This is a genomic window from Neisseria sp. P0014.S009 (assembly GCF_051958155.1).
GTDB classification, from domain to species: Bacteria; Pseudomonadota; Gammaproteobacteria; order Burkholderiales; family Neisseriaceae; genus Neisseria; species Neisseria flavescens_C.
Map to the genome: position 1 here is coordinate 320,012 of NZ_JBQCVS010000002.1, position 17,209 is coordinate 337,220.

Here is a 17,209-nt window from a genome sequence, read left to right on the forward strand (position 1 = left end):
GAATTTTAACACCACGACCACATCATACAAGCAAATTCCCTGCTCGACTTGACGTTTAAATGCTGAAACGATACTATCAAAAAGACGAAATTTTATTATATATTTGATAACTTTATTTACTATGGCAAAACTAAAAACCATCGCTCTGACCGTTTCAAGCCTGTCGGCGGTTTCCGCCACAGCCTACGCACAAAACGCTACACCCAACCAAGTCGGCATGGCCATGATGCGCCTCAACTCCGCCCTACTCGACCAAGCCAAAGCACAAACCTTCGGCTCCGGCAGCTTATGGGCATCATTACGTAAAGACTTCCGCATTAACGAAGTCAACACAGAACTGGTTCGCCGCCATGAAAACAAATTTGCTGCAAACAGTGCATATTTCGACCGCACCATCTCCCGCAGCAAACCTTATATGTACCATATTGCCAATGAAGTTAAAAAACGCAATATGCCAGCTGAAATCGCTTTGCTGCCTTTCATTGAAAGCGCATTCGTAACCAAAGCCAAATCACACGTCGGCGCATCCGGCCTGTGGCAATTTATGCCGGCTACCGGCCGCCACTTCGGCTTGGAAAAAACGCCTTTGTATGACGGTCGCCACGACGTTTACGCCGCTACCGATGCCGCATTAAACTACCTGCAATACCTGCACGGTATGTTCGGCGACTGGTCTTTGGCCCTTGCCGCTTACAACTGGGGCGAAGGTAACGTCGGCCGTGCCGTAAACCGTGCCCGTGCGCAAGGTTTGGAACCGACATACGAAAACCTGCGTATGCCGAACGAAACACGCAATTACGTTCCAAAACTCTTGGCCGTCCGTAATATTGTTGCCAATCCGCAAACTTTTGGCATGAATATCAGCGAAATCAGCAATCAGCCGTATTTCAAATCTGTCAGCATCGACAAACCTATTGATAACAGCACAATCGCTCGCTTTGCAAACATCAGCGAAAGCGAACTATTGGCACTCAACCCAGGTTTCAATGCCCCGGTATTTATCCCTAAAAATAATCGTCGTCTGTTGTTGCCGGTTTCTGCGGTTTCTGCATTTGAAAAGAACTACCGCAATGCCAATCCAGATACCCTGATGTCTTGGGATATTTATACTTCTTTGGGTAACAAAAAGCTTAATGCCATCGCCAACGATACCGGCATGAGCGTAGCCGAACTCAAGCGCCTCAACGGCCTGAGCGGTAGCGCCATTTCTGAAGGCCGCAGCATTTTGGTGGCTAAAAACTCAGCTACCCAAAGTCAAGACATTATTAACTTTATCGACAAAGACAATACTCCGGATACTTACCAATCCAATATGCCGGCTATGTCTCCGATTATTGCTTCCAGCGTAGCAGAACCGGTTAAAGTTGCTCAAACTACTGTGACCAATATCGTTGCTCCTGTTGTTCCACAGTCCAGCAAACCGGTTGACTTTATTGCACGCAGCAAAACTGAAAACGTTACTTCCGTAGTGGTAACAGAAACCAAAGCCCAACCTCAAGTTGCAAATGCGGAAGTGCCTGCTCCAGTTGCAGCCATGACCCATGCGACTACCGAGACCATTGCTAAAAATGTTACAGAAGCGCCCAAATCAGCCATCCCTGCAGACTTGACCGCGCCGACTGTTGCCGCAAACGATGTAGCCCCTACTCCAGCAGTTGAATCTGTTGCTGTTGCTCCTGTTCAAGAAGAGCGTGATGACCTGATGGCTTTGGTACAAAGCCAACCTGCGGAGGAACCTGCAGCAACTGTTGCTGAAGCGACTTCTGAAGCCAAACAAGTTCAAACTGTTGTTACTGCCGAAAGCGCTCGTACCGCACGTATCGCAGCCAATACCGCTAAACAACAACAACGCATCAATGCGCGTCTTGCTCGTGTAAATGGCCAACAAAACACACAAACCGCAGCACTTACAGCAGGCACACACCGTGTGGCAGATGGCGATACATTGTTTAACATCTCCAAACGCTATAACCTGAGCGTAGCCGATTTGATTATTGCCAACAACATCAAAGGCAACAATATCAAAAAAGGCCAAATCCTCCGTGTTACAGCTGCTCCGGCAAAAGTCCGCAGCAACCCGGTTCAAAACGTTTCCTACACTGTACGCAAAGGCGATACCCTGAACACCATCGCCAGCCGTTTCAATGTTGATATTAACGATATCCGCCGTTGGAACCGCAATACACGTACGGTGACCCCTGGTCAACGTTTGAAACTGATTGGTAGCTAATACTTGCTTCAAAACAAAGGCCGTCTGAAATATTCAGACGGCCTTTTTCTTTATGATAAATAATAAATTCAATTTTTGATAACAAAATAGTCATCTCTTCAAGACATAAACATCTATGCAATAACTACCACATAGAAAAAAGAGTATGCAAAAACACACTCTTTCTCAAACAAATTGCCATCAAATTTTACTCTTAACAGCTGCATTCAAACATATAAATCCTGTATAAACATCACTATGCCGGTGAAAAAGCATCACAGAAGAAGGCATCTTCCGGTAAAGCGCAATTTTGAGTCAGCAAACTTTGCGCATTCTCCGTCATGGCTGGTGACCCGCAAGCATAAACTTCATATTGGCTCAAATCAGGATAATTTTGTGCTGCAACGTTTTGCACATATCCACTCTCCCCTTTCCATTCAGAATCAGGCTTAGAAAGAACAGGCAAGAATTTCGCATTTTTCAGACGGCCTATTAATGCTTCTGCTTCTTCCAATGCGTACAAATCCTCCTGCTGTCGTGCTCCCCAGTAAAAATGAACCTGACGTTCGCTATTCTGATGAATCAAATCAAGCAAGATACTGCGGATAGGTGCGTAACCTGTACCCGTTGCCAACAAAACAATCGGTTTATCACTGCCTTTTTGCAAAGTAAACGTACCCAATGGACCTTTAACACGGACAATACCTTTTTCTTTGATCTTAGGCTCTACACCAAAAATCATTTCCGAACATACGCCGTTTTCACGTTTACGGATATGCAGCTCCAAAATGCCTTCTTGATCAGGCGAATTAGAGATTGAATAGCTGCGGCTGATATTGCCGGGAAGCAGCAAATCAATATATTGTCCGGCATAAAATGCAAATGGCGGCGCTTTAGGCAAAGCCAATCTCAACAAAGCAACATCGTGTTTGATTTCAATGTTTTCAATACGTGCCGGCAATGTGCGTATTGGCAAAGCATTTTGATTAAAACCTGGCACATTAATTTTGAGGTCACTCTTCGCAGTGGTACAGCACAATAACACTTTACCCTGCGCTTTTTCTTCTTCACTGATGGCTTTATCAATATGCTTGCCCATTTCAAATTCGCCACTCATCAACTCGGCCTTACATTGTCCGCAGGCGCCACTTTTACAAGAATGAGGCAAATTTAAATTCTGACGGGTCGCGGCAGCAAGAACGGTTTCATCCTCGTTTGCCGTAAATGTGATTTCATCTGATAAGGTAATAGTATGTGTCATGGTATTTAGAATAATTTTAGAATCAAAAATAAAGGCCGTCTGAAAAATAAGACCTATTTTTCAGACGGCCTGTCCTATCTATCAAGCTAATTTAGCTTTAATCAACTCTTGAACCTGAGCCGGATTAGCCTTGCCTTTACTTGCTTTCATCACTTGGCCGACAATCGCATTCAGGGCTTTCTCATTACCGGAACGGAATTGCTCAATGGCTTTCGCATTGTTTGCCAACACTTCATCCACCATAGCTTCAATTGCGCCAGTATCGGTAATCTGTTGCAAACCATGTTTTTCGATGATTTCGGCAATACCTGCTTCAGGCTCAGCCCACATCGCCTCAAAAGCTTTTTTCGCCAATTTGCTGCTTAATGTTCCATCTGCAACTTTAGCAACCAACTCGGCAAGGCGTGGAGCTGTAATCGGGCTTTCAGCCAATTCCAAACCTTCTTTGTTCAAGGTAGCGGCAAGCTCGCCGTTCATCCAGTTCGCCGTCAATTTACCTTGGCCGCAGGCTTTGGCCGCTTCTTCAAAATAGGCAGCTTGGGCGCGGCTGGCAGTCAACAGACGCGCATCATAGTCAGACACGCCGTAATCGGCAACAAAACGCGCTGCCATTTCATGTGGCAATTCAGGCATTTGCTCTTTAGCTTTCTGCAATTGGCCGTCTGAAATAATGACTGGCAACAAATCCGGATCTGGGAAATAGCGGTAATCGTGCGCATCTTCTTTCAAACGCATCACACGAGTTTCGCCTTTTTCAGGGTCAAACAGCATGGTTGCCTGCTGTACTTTACCGCCGTCTTCCAAAATTTCGATTTGCGCTTCCACTTCATAATTGATGGCTTGCTCCAAGAAGCGGAAAGAATTGAGGTTTTTGATTTCTCGACGCGTACCGAACTCGGCCTGGCCTTTTGGACGTACAGAAACGTTGGCATCGACGCGGAACGAGCCTTCCGCCATATTGCCGTCACAAATATCCAGCCAAGTTACCAAACCGTGCAACGCTTTAGCATATGCCACAGCTTCGGCAGCGGAACGCATTTCAGGCTCGGAGACAACTTCCAATAAAGGCGTACCGGCGCGGTTTAAGTCGATACCGGTTGCACCGTTCAAACCTTCATGTACGGATTTACCCGCATCTTCTTCCATGTGCGCACGGGTAACATTGATGGTTTTGACCTCGTCGCCCACTACGATTTCCAGCTTGCCGTGCTCAACAATCGGCAAATCCAACTGGCTGATTTGATAGCCTTTTGGCAAATCAGGATAAAAATAGTTTTTACGGTCGAATATGTTTTTCTGATTGATTTTCGCATCCAAAGCCAAACCGAGTTTGATGGCTTTTTCGACGACTTCGCGGTTCATTACCGGCAATACGCCCGGCAACGCACACTCAACCACGCTGGCGTGGGCATTAGGCTCGGCACCGAATGCAGTGGATGCACCGCTGAAGATTTTGGATTGGGTGTTGAGTTGGACGTGGATTTCCAGTCCGATTACGGTTTCCCAAGTCATAAGGGTCTTTCTGTCGAAAAAAAGTTAATCGGTTAAATGAGTGATTCGTTTTTCAGACGGCCTGAATAAAAACCATAACATGCCATCTGTAAGATAAGTTTATTTCCTGCGGCGTTGGAAACCGGGCAGTTGCCAATGGAAACGGTATGCAGTCAGGCGAAACAACAATCCGCCGGCAAAAAGCAGGTTTAACGTAAAGATATTAATCCAGCTCAAATGTCCGAACAGATAAATCAGCCCGCCAATTAAAATAGCCACGCTACCGTAAAGGTCGGTGCGCAAAATCATCGGCACATCATTGACCAAAATATCGCGTGCAATACCCCCGCCAACGGCAGTCACAAAAGCCAAAGAAATAACGCCGAACAGATTAAGCTGCAAAGCCATACCGATTTGTGCACCGGTAATGCTGAAAGCTGCCAAACCGATGGCATCGGCAATAATAAAAGCAGCAGCCAAATAGGTGCTGCGATAACGTTGCACCCTTATCAACCATGCAATGGCAAGCGTGGCAAACACAACAATCAGCGCATCGGTCTGCAAAAACACTTGCGGAATCCGACCGACCAAACCATCGCGTATCATGCCGCCGCCGACAGCCGTCAGTAACGCAGTAATGACAACACCGAGTACATCCAACCGCTTGTTGTAGCCAACCAAATAGCCGGAAATGGCAAACGCGGCTGTCCCAATGATTTGAATGAAGTCGGTTGTATTCATATATATGTTTTATTCATCAGATGATAGTTTATTTTATAGGAGCTAAACCATTTCTTATTTGCTCTTCGATTTCATCTAACATCTGATAACGCTTACGATACATGGACCGTTTTTTGCTTTCAATTTCCTCAAAATCTTTACGCACCGGCTCTTTTGGAAGATGCCATAATCCATCAACACCCTTTTGAGCACCATGCTCCTGCCAAAATTGGTCATAGTTCATTTTGACACGTTTCTTCAAGCGCCAACGTAGCTTAACTTGCCTATCTTGTGTGATACCAATCACACCATCCAGCTTTAATGCAATAGCAAAATATTGCAATGCATGCACCATCAGTTGCTGAGGGCGCAATCCATGTAGCTTCTTAGTTAAACCCCGTACAGTATCTTTCGCCTCTTCTCCTGCTGGCCCCTGAAGGGAAGCTGCAAGCAGCATATTATTTACAAAGGCGAATGTTGTCATATACAGACGTCTTCCATTGCTTTCTCGTAAAGAAAGAGACCACATTCCCTCATCGACGCAATTGTCATTTCGGTTAAGCCAAATCTCAAGGCCGTCTGAAGGTTTTGCCAAAACAATATAAAAGGAACGGGTTTTCATACCCATTACTCTTTCTTTTCCAAACAGCTTTTCTGCAGCCTCAAAATCTGACTGCATAATTTTTAGCCTATCTTGACCACCAAGTTTCTTATCAACAAACTCATGTATCAAAGGATAGGCATCTTGGGGCATTTGACTAAAAAAACTTTGGCATATTTCTGAAGCATTTACAAACTGCTCAAATGCCTTAATTTCTTTACGATACCACAATGTCCGCAATGTAAATTTTAAATGTTGCGTTTTAAACTTTGGAGCATTCTGATAAACAGTTTTAAATCCCGGAAAAGAAAACTTTTCAGGCATATAGACTCCCTACCCTTATTCCGGCGCTTTAGTGTGCCAATCGCTGTTCAATTGAACCTGATGTGCGGCACCCAAAATTTTGGCTTCGGAGAAATAGTTGCCGATAAATTGCACACCAATCGGCAGGCCGTTTGCGCTGAAACCGGCTGGCAGAGTCAATGCGGGCAAACCGGCAAGGTTCACGGCGATGGTGTAAATATCGGACAAGTACATTTGTACAGGGTCGTGGATGTCGCTGCCGAGTTTCGGCGCGGCAGTCGGCGCAGTCGGCGCCAGAATGAAATCACATTGACCAAAGGCCGTCTGAAAATCATTGGCTACAAGGTGACGCAGTTTTTGCGCTTTCAAGTAGTACGCATCGTAGTAACCATGACTCAATACATAAGTACCGATCATGATACGGCGTTTGACCTCGCTGCCGAAACCTTCGGCACGGGTGTTGCTGTACATTTCTTCCAAATCGCCGAATTGCGCTGCACGATGGCCATAACGTACGCCGTCGAAACGGGACAAGTTGGTACTTGCTTCCGCAGAGGCGAGAACGTAATAAGCAGGAATCGACAATGATGTTTGCGGCAGGGAAACTTCAACAGTCTCTGCGCCTTGGGCTTTGAGCAAATCGATAACGCTTTGTAAGGCCGTCTGAACATCGGCATCTGCGCCTTCGCCGAAATATTCTTTAGGCAAACCGATTTTCAAACCTTTGAGCGGCTTGTCCAAATCACGGGTGTAGTCTTCTTTGTCGCGCTCCAAACTGGTGGAATCGCGCTCGTCAAAGCTGGCCATGGCGTTCAACAAAATCGCACAGTCTTCGGCCGTTTGCGCCATAGGGCCGGCTTGGTCAAAGCTGGAAGCATAGGCAACCATACCAAAGCGTGAAACCGTACCATAAGTCGGCTTGATACCGGTAATACCGCAATGCGACGCAGGTTGACGGATAGAACCGCCGGTATCCGAACCCAAGGCAGCCGGTGCCAAACGCGCCGCAATTACAGCAGCCGAACCGCCTGATGAACCGCCGGGAACATGTTCAAGATTCCACGGGTTTTTGGTTGCGCCGTAGAATGAAGTCTCATTGGTCGAACCCATGGCAAATTCGTCCATATTGGTACGGCCAAGAGTAACCATGCCGGCATCCAACAAGTTTTGCACCACAGTAGCAGTATAAGGAGAAACAAAGTTATCCAACATTTTGGAGCTGCATGCACTGCGCCAACCTGTTTGGCAGAAAATATCTTTGTAAGCAACCGGCACACCGGTCAAAGCCGTTGCATTGCCGGCTGCGATACGCGCATCGGCTGCTTTAGCTTCAGCAAGGGTCTTATCTTGATCGATGGTAACGTAGCCGTTGATGGCAGGGTTTTTCGCAGCAATAGCGGCCAAATATTCGGTCGCCAATTCGACTGCGGAAATTTGTTTGGATTGCAGCAGGCTGCTGGCTTGTTTGAGCGTGTAAGCGGTCATTGTGCCGTACTTTCTATAAAACAGTTTTTGCTTTCAAAACAGATATTGAAAACATCCGTTTAAATCAATAAATCGGGCCGTCTGAACAGAATATCCTTTCAGACGGCCTTGCAATAGGGGCTTGCCGATAAGCAAAGGCCGTCTGAAACCTTATTCTTCAATCACTTGAGGAACGATATACAGTCGGTTGCGCACTTCTGGGGCAACAGCCTGATATTCGGCGGCATGATCGGTTTCAGTCACTTTATCTTCGCGCAGGCGCAAAGCGGCTTCGTGCGGATGCGCCATGGGTTCGATGCCGTCGGTATTGACGCTTTGCATGTTTTCAACCATGGCGAAAATGTCGTTCAACTCGGCAAGCGTTTTGTTTTTTTCTTCGTCCGTTAAAGTGAGGCGCGAGAGTTTTGCGATTTTTTCCACATCATTTAAGCTTAAAGCCATAAAAAATCCTTGTCTGATAGCAATGCACCTTGGGTTTGGGGTATCATTGCATTTTGTCTTCTATGAAGCGAAGAATTATAACCGAAAACCAAACAGGTTGGCATGGTGTTTTAATTCAGACGGCCTTTTAAGGGGGCATTTATCCGTCTAAAACCGTGTACCTGTTTTTCTTATTTTAAATAATGCTAAACACATCCGGGCTGGGCCGGAATTTCAGGAATCCTATGTTTCGTCTTTTATCTCGTTTCCTCTCCAATGATATTGCCATCGACTTGGGCACGGCCAACACGCTGATTTTTGTACGCGGCAAAGGGATTGTTTTGGATGAGCCGTCCATGGTTGCGATTCAATCCGGCGCAGGCAATAAAAGTAAAATTATGGCGGTGGGTACGGAAGCCAAAAAAATGCAGGGCCGTGCGCCGCGCAATATTGAAATCGTCCGCCCGATGAGGGACGGTGTAATTGCTGATTTTGTGATTACCGAGCGTATGCTGGGTATGTTGATTAAAAAAGCCACCGAAGGACGGTCTTTGGTTCCGCCTCGTGTGGTTATCTGTGTTCCTGGCGGCTCTACCCAAGTGGAACGTAAAGCGATTTTGGATTCTGCGTTTGCTGCCGGCGCGGCAAGCGTGCATTTGATTGAAGAACCGATGGCCGCCGCTTTGGGCGCGGGCTTGCCGATTGAAGATGCGGCAGGTTCGATGATTGTCGATATTGGCGGCGGTACGACCGAAATCGGCATTCTTTCACTGGGCGGCATGGCCTATTCTGCTTCCGTCCGCGCAGCCGGTGATGAATTCGATAAAAGTATCATCCATTACCTGCGCCGCCATCGCGGTGTCTTGATTGGCGAAGCTACGGCAGAAGAATTGAAGAAACAAATCGGCTCGGCCTCTGGTTTTGAAACCGAAACAGCCATGCGCATTAAAGGCCGCGACCTGGCCGAAGGTACGCCTAAATCCTTGGCGGTTACTTCAAATGAGATCCGTGAAGCATTGAGTGAAACGGTAAATCAAATCATCCGTGCCGTTCGTCTGGCTTTGGAACAGGCTCCGCCCGAACTGGCCGGCGACATCGCCGACCGCGGCATTATGCTGACCGGCGGCGGCGCGCTTCTGCACGGTATCGATACCGTCTTGGCCGATGCAACCGGCCTGCCCGTCGGTATTGCCGACCAGCCTCTGAACTGCGTCGCCTATGGTGCCGGTAAGGCTTTGGACTATATCGGCAAATGGGATACCGTATTTACGGAAAACCCATAAGGTAGATGGTTATGGAACGCTCTTCTTTGCGCTTTGACGAGGCAAAAGGCCCTAAGCTGTTGCCTCGTTTTGTCGTTTATATCGCTCTGGCTGCCGACCTGATGGTGGCCGATTACCGCTTTTCATTGATGCAGCCGGTGCGTGCGGCAGTAATGCCCATGCTCTACCCTGTTCAATGGCTGGCGAATCAACCTGTTCAACTTTATCAATATTTTGCCGACCTCTCCCAGTCCAAATCCGAGCTCTTGGAACAAAACCGCCAGCTTCTGGAAGAAAATGGCCGTCTGAAAATCGATTTGCAGCGAGATAAAGTCAATACCGATGAATTGCGCGAATTGAAAAAACTGTACGGTTTACAACAAAAAGGCATTCACAACGTTATAGGTGCGGAAGTCATTTCCAATGGCAAAGATCCGCTTTCCGAAAGACTGATTATCGGCAAGGGCAGCCAAGACGGTTTGAAAGTTGGCGATGCAGTCATCGATCAAAGCGGTTTGATTGGCCTGTTGACACAAGTTCACACACAAAGTGCGGAAATTGAACTGATCTCAAGCGGACAAAGCATTGTCCCCGTAGCCGTCAGCCGCACCGGTGAACGCAATTTGGCATACGGCAATGGCAACGGTTTGGATTTGCGCTATTTCCCAACCGGCTCAGACTTGAAACCCGGCGATATTCTGCTGACTTCCGGTTTGGACGGTACTTATCCGGCGGGGATTCCCGTTGCAACCGTCAGCAAGGTTGTCCGCGCATCGGGAACACCTTATTACGATACGCAACTGACGCCTTTGGCCGCTTTACGCAGCAGCCGTTTTGTCTTGGTACTTTCTTCCGCCCCTTCTTCCCCACGCTGATTTCATGAACGATTTTGACGATTCTTACCGTGCAGTACCGCTGCACATCATGGCGGCCAGTCTCATTGTGATGATGATACTGGACTTTATGCCGTTTTCCTTTGACGGATTCTTTTGGCTGCCTGAAATGACGGCACTGATGTTGCTATATTGGACATTGCACCAGCCGCAACGTGCAGGCATGGGACTGGCTTTTGCCATCGGTCTGATTGTCGATGCAGCAACCGCCGCTACTTTAGGCTTGCACGCCCTGTCTTACGTCGTGATGACTTATTTCATTTTAAACCGCCGCCGCCAAATCATGCTTTACGGCCACATTATGCAATTGGCCGCTGTATTGGCTGCGCTGCTTCTCAATCAGGCCGTCTTAACTGTTGCCCGTTTGTTCCTTAATCATCAGGTCATCACTTTGCAAGGCTTTGTTGCCCCATTTGTCGGCGCACTGCTTTGGCCGATACTCAGCCAGTTGATGCTGATTGTGACCCGTATTTACCGCTCCCACTGAAAAGATGAAACCGATTCTTCCACGCCGTCTTTCCGGTGGTCAACATACCAAAAAACCTTCCGCTCAGGCAGCACAAGCCGATGCTTTATTGCGCCTGCTCGTTGCGTTTATCCTGATTGTTATCTTCTTTTCCATTTTGCTGGCGCGGTTCTTCTACCTGCAAGTGACTCAACACAACGAGTTTTCCGGTCAAGCGTCAAGCAACCGTATTACCCTGATTCCAACGCCGCCCGTACGCGGCGAAATCGTCGATATCAACGGCGTTCCTTTGGCCAAAAACTATCCTGTCTTTTCGCTCGAAGTTATTCCCAGCCGCATTGAAGGCAAGATGGAAGATGTCATTGAAGCATTGAAAAAATACGTCGATATTACGCCGACAGATTTAAAACGCTTCAAAAAATACCGCGAAAGCTATCGAAAATTTGAAAATATCCCGCTCAAGCTCAGGCTGACCGATGAAGAGACTGCACGCTTGTCCGTACATCTGCGCGAATTCAAAGGCGTAGAGGTCAACTCACGCACATTCCGCGAATATCCTTACGGCAAGCTGACTTCCCACTTCTTAGGATATATCGGCCGTATTAGCGATAAAGACAAAGAAATGCTGGAAGAAGAAGGCCTGACTGCCCTCTATCGCGGCAGTACACATATCGGCAAATCCGGCTTGGAAAAATATTACGAACACCAGCTTCATGGTATTCCAGGCTATCAGGAAGTCGAAAAAGACGCTTACGGCAACATCGTCCGTGTATTGAAAAATGTCCCGTCCAAAATGGGGCAAACCTTGCGCCTAGGCATGGATATCCGTATGCAGCAGGAAGCCGACCGAATCTTGGGCGACCGCCGTGGCGCATTGGTAGCCATCAATCCGCAAGACGGTACTGTTTTGGCTTTTGTTTCCAAACCTTCCTTTGATCCCAACCTCTTTATTGACGGCATCGACAGCGACACTTGGAAAATGCTGAATGACGATTGGAAAAAGCCTTTGATCAACCGCGTTACCCAAGGCCTTTATCCGCCGGGTTCTACATTCAAACCCTTTATGGGCATGGCCTTGTTGGAAAGCGGCAAAATCACTCAAAACACCATCGTCCCCGCTCCCGGCGCATGGAGCATACCCGGCAGCCGCCATATTTTCCGCGACTCTGTCCGCAGCGGCCACGGCTCGGCAAACTTGAGCAAAGCCATTCAAGTATCTTCAGATACCTTCTTCTACCACTTGGGTTACGAAATGGGTATCGATAAAGCCGCTCCGTATCTGGCGCAATTCGGTTTCGGCCAAAAAACCGGCATTGACCTTCCCAGCGAATACGCAGGCGTTTTGCCTAGCCGCGAATGGAAAGCCAAACGCTTTGCCAAATCTTCCGACCCGACCGCCAAAGAATGGCGCGCCGGCGAAATGGTTTCCGTCAGTATCGGCCAAGGCTACAATGCCTACACGCCTTTGCAAATGGCACATGCGACAGCTTCTCTGGCCAATGACGGTGTCGTTTATCAGCCGCATTTGGTCAAAGAAGTATTGGATTTCGGCGCGCGCAAAATTACCCGTATCAACCCCAATCCCGAGCGTCAAATTCCGTTTAAAGCCGACAACTTCGAATACGTCAAACGCGCAATGGAAAAGGTATTGAAACCGGGCGGTACGGCACACCGTATCGGTGGCGGACTCGCCTATACGATGGGCGGTAAAACAGGTACGGCCCAGGTCGTACAAATCAAACAGGGCGGACGCTACAATGCCGCAGCCCTGCGCGAACAACACCGCGACCACGCATGGTTTATCTCGTTTGCGCCATTGGAAAAACCTGAAATCGCCATTGCCGTTATTTTGGAAAACGGCGGCTGGGGTGCGTATGCCGCGCCATTGGCCCGTGAAATGACTGATTTTTATATGCTTCACGTCAAGCCGAAACAGTTTTCAGACGGCCTTGAATCAGATTCGGCCAAAACTGAAACAACGGACAAACATCAGCCTATTACCAGCATTTTCCAATCTGCCTACGGACTGACGCCGACAAGCCCTGCCTCACAGCCGGAGGTTCATCATGAATAACACATCAGCGTGGAAAACATTCAAATCCACCATTACAGCCCCGATTGACCCTTGGCTGTTTTTTGCCATGCTCGCCATCTACATCATGAGCCTATTCCTGCTCTATTCTGCAGACGGGCAAGAGTTCGGCCAATTGGAAAACAAAACCATCCATACCGTTTTGGGCTTTACCCTTTTATGGATTATCGCCGTATTCAAGCCGCAAATGGCTGCCAAAATTGCCCTGCCTGTTTACATTGTCGGCGTATTACTGCTGATTGGCGTCGAAGTTGCCGGCGTCACCGTCAACGGCTCGACCCGTTGGTTGAGCCTCGGCTTTACCCGTATCCAACCTTCCGAAATCATGAAAATCGGTATTCCCATGACTGTCGCGTGGTATTTCCAACGCTATGAAGGCCGTCTGAAATGGATACATTATATTGTTGCCCTCGTGCTGATTCTTGTTCCTGTCGCCCTGATTTTGAAGCAGCCCGACCTCGGTACAGCCGCGCTGATTATGGCTTCGGGTATTTTTGTCATCTTCTTTGCCGGATTGCCTTGGAAGGCCATTTTTGCTGCTATTATTGCCTTTGTGGCCGCTTTGCCGCTCTTGTGGAATTACGGCATGCACGACTATCAGAAAACCCGCGTCCTCACCCTGCTCGACCCAACCAAAGATCCGTTAGGAGCAGGCTACCACATCATCCAATCCATGATTGCCATCGGCTCGGGTGGTGTATGGGGTAAAGGCTGGCTAAACGGTACGCAAACCCATTTGGACTATATTCCCGAATCAACGACTGACTTTATTTTCGCGGTATTCGGCGAAGAGTTCGGCCTGATTGGCAATATCCTTTTACTGCTGGTTTACCTTATCATTCTGGCACGCGGATTGTGGATTGCCGCGCAAGCGCAATCCCTTTACAGCCGTACTCTGGCAGGCGCGTTGACCATGACCTTTTTCTGCTATGCCTTTGTAAACATGGGCATGGTCAGCGGTATTTTGCCCGTTGTCGGCGTCCCCCTTCCCCTGGTCAGCTACGGCGGTACAGCTACACTTTCCATCATGGTGGTACTAGCCCTGTTGATGGGTATTGCCAATGAACACAAAAACCTCCGCCGTCGTAATATAGACAACGACGACCTGACTTCAAGCAAGGAATAATATGGAATTAGGTGTAGAAATCGGCAAACTTCTCGTTGCACTTCTTGTACTGATCAACCCCTTCAGCGCACTCTCGATTTATCTTGACCTGACGCAAGACCACAGCACCAAAGAAAAACGCAGAATTGCGCGTACTGCCGCACTAGCCGTTTTCATCGTGATTGTCGTCTTTGCGCTGGGCGGCGGTATCTTGTTGAAAGTACTCGGTATCAGCGTGGGCTCTTTCCAAGTCGGCGGCGGTATTCTGGTTTTGCTGATTGCCATATCCTTAATGAACGGCAACGATAATCCTGCCAAACCCAAAATTGATCCCCATTCAGAAGAACATCAAAGTGCGCAACAAGTCCGCCGCAATGAAAAAGCCATTGCCGTCGTACCCATTGCCATTCCGATTACCATCGGCCCCGGCGGTATCTCTACCGTCATTATTTACTCCTCTGCCGCCAAAAATTACAGCGATATTGCCCTAATTATCATCTCCGGCTTTCTGGTCAGCCTGATTTGCTATCTCATCCTGATCGTTGCCGGACGCATCAGCAAACGCTTGGGCACGACCGGCCTGACCATCCTCAACCGTATCATGGGCATGATGCTTGCCGCCATTTCCGTAGAGATTATTGTTGCCGGCTTAAAATCCATTTTCCCCCAACTGGTCGCTTGAAGTACAATCATCACAATAAAAGGCCGTCTGAAACATTTTCAGACGGCCTCATAAAAACATAAAAATAAAGGAGCCAACCATGTTTCACAGCACCCATGTCTTCACCGGAGAAACCATTTACCGCCGACCGGCGCAAAGCTATACCGAGTTCACCGACGAATTAAACCGCCTCCAAGCCATTCAGCAAACCTTCGCACAATCAAGCATTATCGAGCGCACCGCCCTCTTACAGCAATTTGCCGATAGCCTCACCCAAAACCAAGAACGCCTCGCCGAAATGGTTTGCGAAGAAGTCGGCCGTTGCCTGCACGAATGTCGTGCCGAAATCAGCAAATCCATCGAGCTTATCCGCTACTACGTCCGCCTCGCGCCCGAACTGCTAGCCCATAAAACCATCGCCACCCAAGCCAGTCTCAGCCAAGTCCGTTTCGAGCCTTTGGGTGTTGTTTTGGCGGTCATGCCGTGGAATTATCCTGTTTGGCAGATTTTACGATTTGCCATCCCTGCCCTTTGTGCAGGCAATGCTTGTGCAGTCAAACCTGCGCCCAGTGTCGCCCGCGTCAGCGAAACCCTCTTCGGTCTTGTTCCAAAAGGTTTGCCGCTTATCGGCGCATGGTTAAGCCATGAAGACACGCTTAAAGCCATTGAAGATACCGATGCCATGGCATTTACCGGTTCGACCCATACCGGCCGCTTGCTGGCCGCACATGCAGGCAGACATCTGAAAAAAACCGTCCTTGAACTGGGCGGCAGCAATCCGTTTATCATCCTGCCCGACGCCGATCTGCAACGCGCAGCCATCGATGCCTGCTATTCTCGTTTCCGTGATGCCGGGCAATCCTGCAACGCCGCCAAACGCATCGTTGTTACCCAAGATATTGCCGAACAGTTTATCCCGCTTTTCCTTGCCGAGTGCGCCAAGCTGCAAACCGGCAACCCCAAAGACCCGAACACCACCCTTGCCCCACTTCACCGCCAAGACCTGCGCCAAAACGTGCACGAGCAGGTTCAAGATGCAGTTGCACACGGCGCGCAATGCTTGAGCGGTGGCTATATCCCTGAAGGAGAAAGCTGGTTTTACCCTGCCACGGTATTGGATCAAATCAACCCAAACTGCCGCGTTTGGCACGAAGAAGTCTTCGGCCCGGTCGCCATGATCTTACGCGCCGACAATCCGGATCATGCCGTTGCACTTGCCAACGACACACCTTTCGGCCTCGGCGCCTGTATCTACACAGCCGACACGGCAAATGCATGGAAATACGCCGAAAAAATCCAAGCAGGCTCTGTCTTTATCAACCGCCACACCAGCAGTGACCTGCGCCTTCCCTTTGGCGGCGTCAAAGCTTCCGGCTATGGACGCGAACTATCAGAATTCGGACTGTACGAGTTCGTCAACGTCAAAACCTATTGGCAAAAATAAACCGTTTCATTAACTCAGGCCGTCTGAAAACCCAATTTCAGACGGCCTGATGTTTTTTTAAAGACTGGCATAAATGTTGTATTTAAAACCCATACCAATTGTAAGCCGCCGCCGGCTTTTGCACTTTGTTGCAGTAACTTTTGCACTCTAGGCTCCGCGAAAGTTTCGACAGCTTTTGCACTATATCGGATGATGAGAAATAAGAAAAGCGACGCTACCGTCGCTTTTTATTTTACCAATTACATACGACCAATTCTCCACTGGCTTTACCAGTTTTATTTCTTCCGACCGTATAAGCCAATTCAAGTTGAGTGATACGGAAATCTTTAAACAATTCCCTGATATCAGGGTGGTCATTAATGGATAGCATGACCTTACCCTTACTCTCTGCCATTACCTTGGCCAGTAATTCATACTGCTCTCAGCCAAATGATTGGTCATAGCCTGCGGTCTGCCAATATGGTGGGTCTGCATAGAAGAAGGTGTGCTCACGGTCATATCGCTTGAAGCAACGATCCCATGATTCATTCTCTATATAAACACCTTTTAAACGGTCTTTAGCAGCCTTTAATTTAACCTCAATCTGAGATGCATCCCATGCTTTTGACGTGGTAGCTGTACCAAAATGCTGATGGACGGTTTTGCCACCGAAGGCGTTGTGTTGAAGGTAGAAGAAACGAGCGGCACGTTGAATATCTGTCATGCATTCGGGCGGCGTGTTTTGCAGGCAGGCGAATGTTTCGCGGCTGGTCAGCGTCCACTCGAACTGACGGACGAACTCGTCGAAATGGTGTTG

15 protein-coding genes are annotated in these 17,209 nt (G+C 48.4%); 8 read left to right on the plus strand and 7 right to left on the minus strand.

Annotation, left to right across the window (positions count from 1 at the left end):
- The first annotated feature begins 121 nt into the window (after positions 1-121).
- Positions 122-2,230 (plus strand): LysM peptidoglycan-binding domain-containing protein, encoded by a 2,109-nt coding sequence (locus ACTHS4_RS03315; RefSeq protein WP_128581779.1) that lies wholly within the window; start codon positions 122-124, stop codon positions 2,228-2,230.
- A 235-nt stretch (positions 2,231-2,465) separates the two neighbouring features.
- Here the strand turns inward: ACTHS4_RS03315 and ACTHS4_RS03320 are convergent, their stop codons facing one another.
- From ACTHS4_RS03320 to gatC, 6 genes are all read right to left on the minus strand, one after another.
- Positions 2,466-3,470 carry a 2Fe-2S iron-sulfur cluster-binding protein gene (locus ACTHS4_RS03320; RefSeq protein WP_070826096.1) on the minus strand — a complete coding sequence of 335 codons (1,005 nt, stop codon included), beginning with the start codon at positions 3,468-3,470 and terminating at the stop codon, positions 2,466-2,468.
- Positions 3,471-3,551: 81 nt separating this feature from the next.
- Entirely contained in the window at positions 3,552-4,982 is a 1,431-nt protein-coding gene (gene gatB, locus ACTHS4_RS03325) for an Asp-tRNA(Asn)/Glu-tRNA(Gln) amidotransferase subunit GatB (protein WP_070826095.1), read from the minus strand.
- Between the two features lie 99 nt (positions 4,983-5,081).
- Positions 5,082-5,702, minus strand: a complete 621-nt coding sequence (locus ACTHS4_RS03330) for a trimeric intracellular cation channel family protein (protein ID WP_070826094.1) — start codon at positions 5,700-5,702, stop codon at positions 5,082-5,084.
- Positions 5,703-5,730: 28 nt separating this feature from the next.
- Positions 5,731-6,606 carry a VirK/YbjX family protein gene (locus ACTHS4_RS03335; protein WP_070826093.1) on the minus strand — a complete coding sequence of 292 codons (876 nt, stop codon included), beginning with the start codon at positions 6,604-6,606 and terminating at the stop codon, positions 5,731-5,733.
- A 15-nt stretch (positions 6,607-6,621) separates the two neighbouring features.
- Positions 6,622-8,070, minus strand: a complete 1,449-nt coding sequence (gene gatA / locus ACTHS4_RS03340) for an Asp-tRNA(Asn)/Glu-tRNA(Gln) amidotransferase subunit GatA (protein WP_070826092.1) — start codon at positions 8,068-8,070, stop codon at positions 6,622-6,624.
- Between the two features lie 150 nt (positions 8,071-8,220).
- The gene (gene gatC, locus ACTHS4_RS03345) at positions 8,221-8,511 is read right to left on the minus strand and encodes an Asp-tRNA(Asn)/Glu-tRNA(Gln) amidotransferase subunit GatC (protein WP_003685110.1); all 291 of its coding nucleotides are present in this window, start codon (positions 8,509-8,511) and stop codon (positions 8,221-8,223) included.
- Between the two features lie 224 nt (positions 8,512-8,735).
- On the opposite strand from gatC, the gene ACTHS4_RS03350 reads away from it, so the two are divergent.
- The 7 genes from ACTHS4_RS03350 to ACTHS4_RS03380 all read left to right on the plus strand — a co-directional run bounded on the left by ACTHS4_RS03350 (position 8,736) and on the right by ACTHS4_RS03380 (position 16,413).
- On the plus strand, positions 8,736-9,773 hold the full coding sequence (locus ACTHS4_RS03350; RefSeq protein WP_039862245.1) for a rod shape-determining protein: 1,038 nt from the start codon (positions 8,736-8,738) through the stop codon (positions 9,771-9,773).
- Between the two features lie 11 nt (positions 9,774-9,784).
- The gene (mreC, locus tag ACTHS4_RS03355; RefSeq protein ID WP_070826091.1) at positions 9,785-10,627 is read left to right on the plus strand and encodes a rod shape-determining protein MreC; all 843 of its coding nucleotides are present in this window, start codon (positions 9,785-9,787) and stop codon (positions 10,625-10,627) included.
- Between the two features lie 4 nt (positions 10,628-10,631).
- Positions 10,632-11,132: a rod shape-determining protein MreD gene (gene mreD, locus ACTHS4_RS03360; protein WP_063075403.1), complete on the plus strand. Its 501-nt coding sequence runs from the start codon at positions 10,632-10,634 to the stop codon at positions 11,130-11,132.
- A 4-nt stretch (positions 11,133-11,136) separates the two neighbouring features.
- Positions 11,137-13,185: a penicillin-binding protein 2 gene (gene mrdA / locus ACTHS4_RS03365; RefSeq protein ID WP_440365498.1), complete on the plus strand. Its 2,049-nt coding sequence runs from the start codon at positions 11,137-11,139 to the stop codon at positions 13,183-13,185.
- Positions 13,178-14,329, plus strand: a complete 1,152-nt coding sequence (gene rodA, locus ACTHS4_RS03370; RefSeq protein WP_371460163.1) for a rod shape-determining protein RodA — start codon at positions 13,178-13,180, stop codon at positions 14,327-14,329. Before mrdA ends, rodA begins: the two co-directional genes overlap by 8 nt.
- A 1-nt stretch (position 14,330) precedes the next feature.
- On the plus strand, positions 14,331-14,990 hold the full coding sequence (locus tag ACTHS4_RS03375) for a MarC family protein (RefSeq protein WP_101755077.1): 660 nt from the start codon (positions 14,331-14,333) through the stop codon (positions 14,988-14,990).
- A gap of 79 nt (positions 14,991-15,069) precedes the next feature.
- Positions 15,070-16,413 carry an aldehyde dehydrogenase family protein gene (locus tag ACTHS4_RS03380; protein ID WP_070826088.1) on the plus strand — a complete coding sequence of 448 codons (1,344 nt, stop codon included), beginning with the start codon at positions 15,070-15,072 and terminating at the stop codon, positions 16,411-16,413.
- Between the two features lie 421 nt (positions 16,414-16,834).
- Here the strand turns inward: ACTHS4_RS03380 and ACTHS4_RS03385 are convergent.
- A partial coding sequence (locus ACTHS4_RS03385; protein WP_440365499.1) for a DNA adenine methylase occupies positions 16,835-17,209 on the minus strand: 375 nt, incomplete at its 5' end.

Excerpts from the sequence above, each read along its gene's own strand:
- ACTHS4_RS03315 (WP_128581779.1), top strand. The coding sequence starts at position 122 with ATGGCAAAACTAAAAACCATCGCTCTGACCGTTTCAAGCCTGTCGGCG.
- ACTHS4_RS03320 (WP_070826096.1), bottom strand. The coding sequence starts at position 3,470 with ATGACACATACTATTACCTTATCAGATGAAATCACATTTACGGCAAAC.
- gatB (WP_070826095.1), bottom strand. The coding sequence starts at position 4,982 with ATGACTTGGGAAACCGTAATCGGACTGGAAATCCACGTCCAACTCAAC.
- ACTHS4_RS03330 (WP_070826094.1), bottom strand. The coding sequence starts at position 5,702 with ATGAATACAACCGACTTCATTCAAATCATTGGGACAGCCGCGTTTGCC.
- ACTHS4_RS03335 (WP_070826093.1), bottom strand. The coding sequence starts at position 6,606 with ATGCCTGAAAAGTTTTCTTTTCCGGGATTTAAAACTGTTTATCAGAAT.
- gatA (WP_070826092.1), bottom strand. The coding sequence starts at position 8,070 with ATGACCGCTTACACGCTCAAACAAGCCAGCAGCCTGCTGCAATCCAAA.
- gatC (WP_003685110.1), bottom strand. The coding sequence starts at position 8,511 with ATGGCTTTAAGCTTAAATGATGTGGAAAAAATCGCAAAACTCTCGCGC.
- ACTHS4_RS03350 (WP_039862245.1), top strand. The coding sequence starts at position 8,736 with ATGTTTCGTCTTTTATCTCGTTTCCTCTCCAATGATATTGCCATCGAC.
- mreC (WP_070826091.1), top strand. The coding sequence starts at position 9,785 with ATGGAACGCTCTTCTTTGCGCTTTGACGAGGCAAAAGGCCCTAAGCTG.
- mreD (WP_063075403.1), top strand. The coding sequence starts at position 10,632 with ATGAACGATTTTGACGATTCTTACCGTGCAGTACCGCTGCACATCATG.
- mrdA (WP_440365498.1), top strand. The coding sequence starts at position 11,137 with ATGAAACCGATTCTTCCACGCCGTCTTTCCGGTGGTCAACATACCAAA.
- rodA (WP_371460163.1), top strand. The coding sequence starts at position 13,178 with ATGAATAACACATCAGCGTGGAAAACATTCAAATCCACCATTACAGCC.
- ACTHS4_RS03375 (WP_101755077.1), top strand. The coding sequence starts at position 14,331 with ATGGAATTAGGTGTAGAAATCGGCAAACTTCTCGTTGCACTTCTTGTA.
- ACTHS4_RS03380 (WP_070826088.1), top strand. The coding sequence starts at position 15,070 with ATGTTTCACAGCACCCATGTCTTCACCGGAGAAACCATTTACCGCCGA.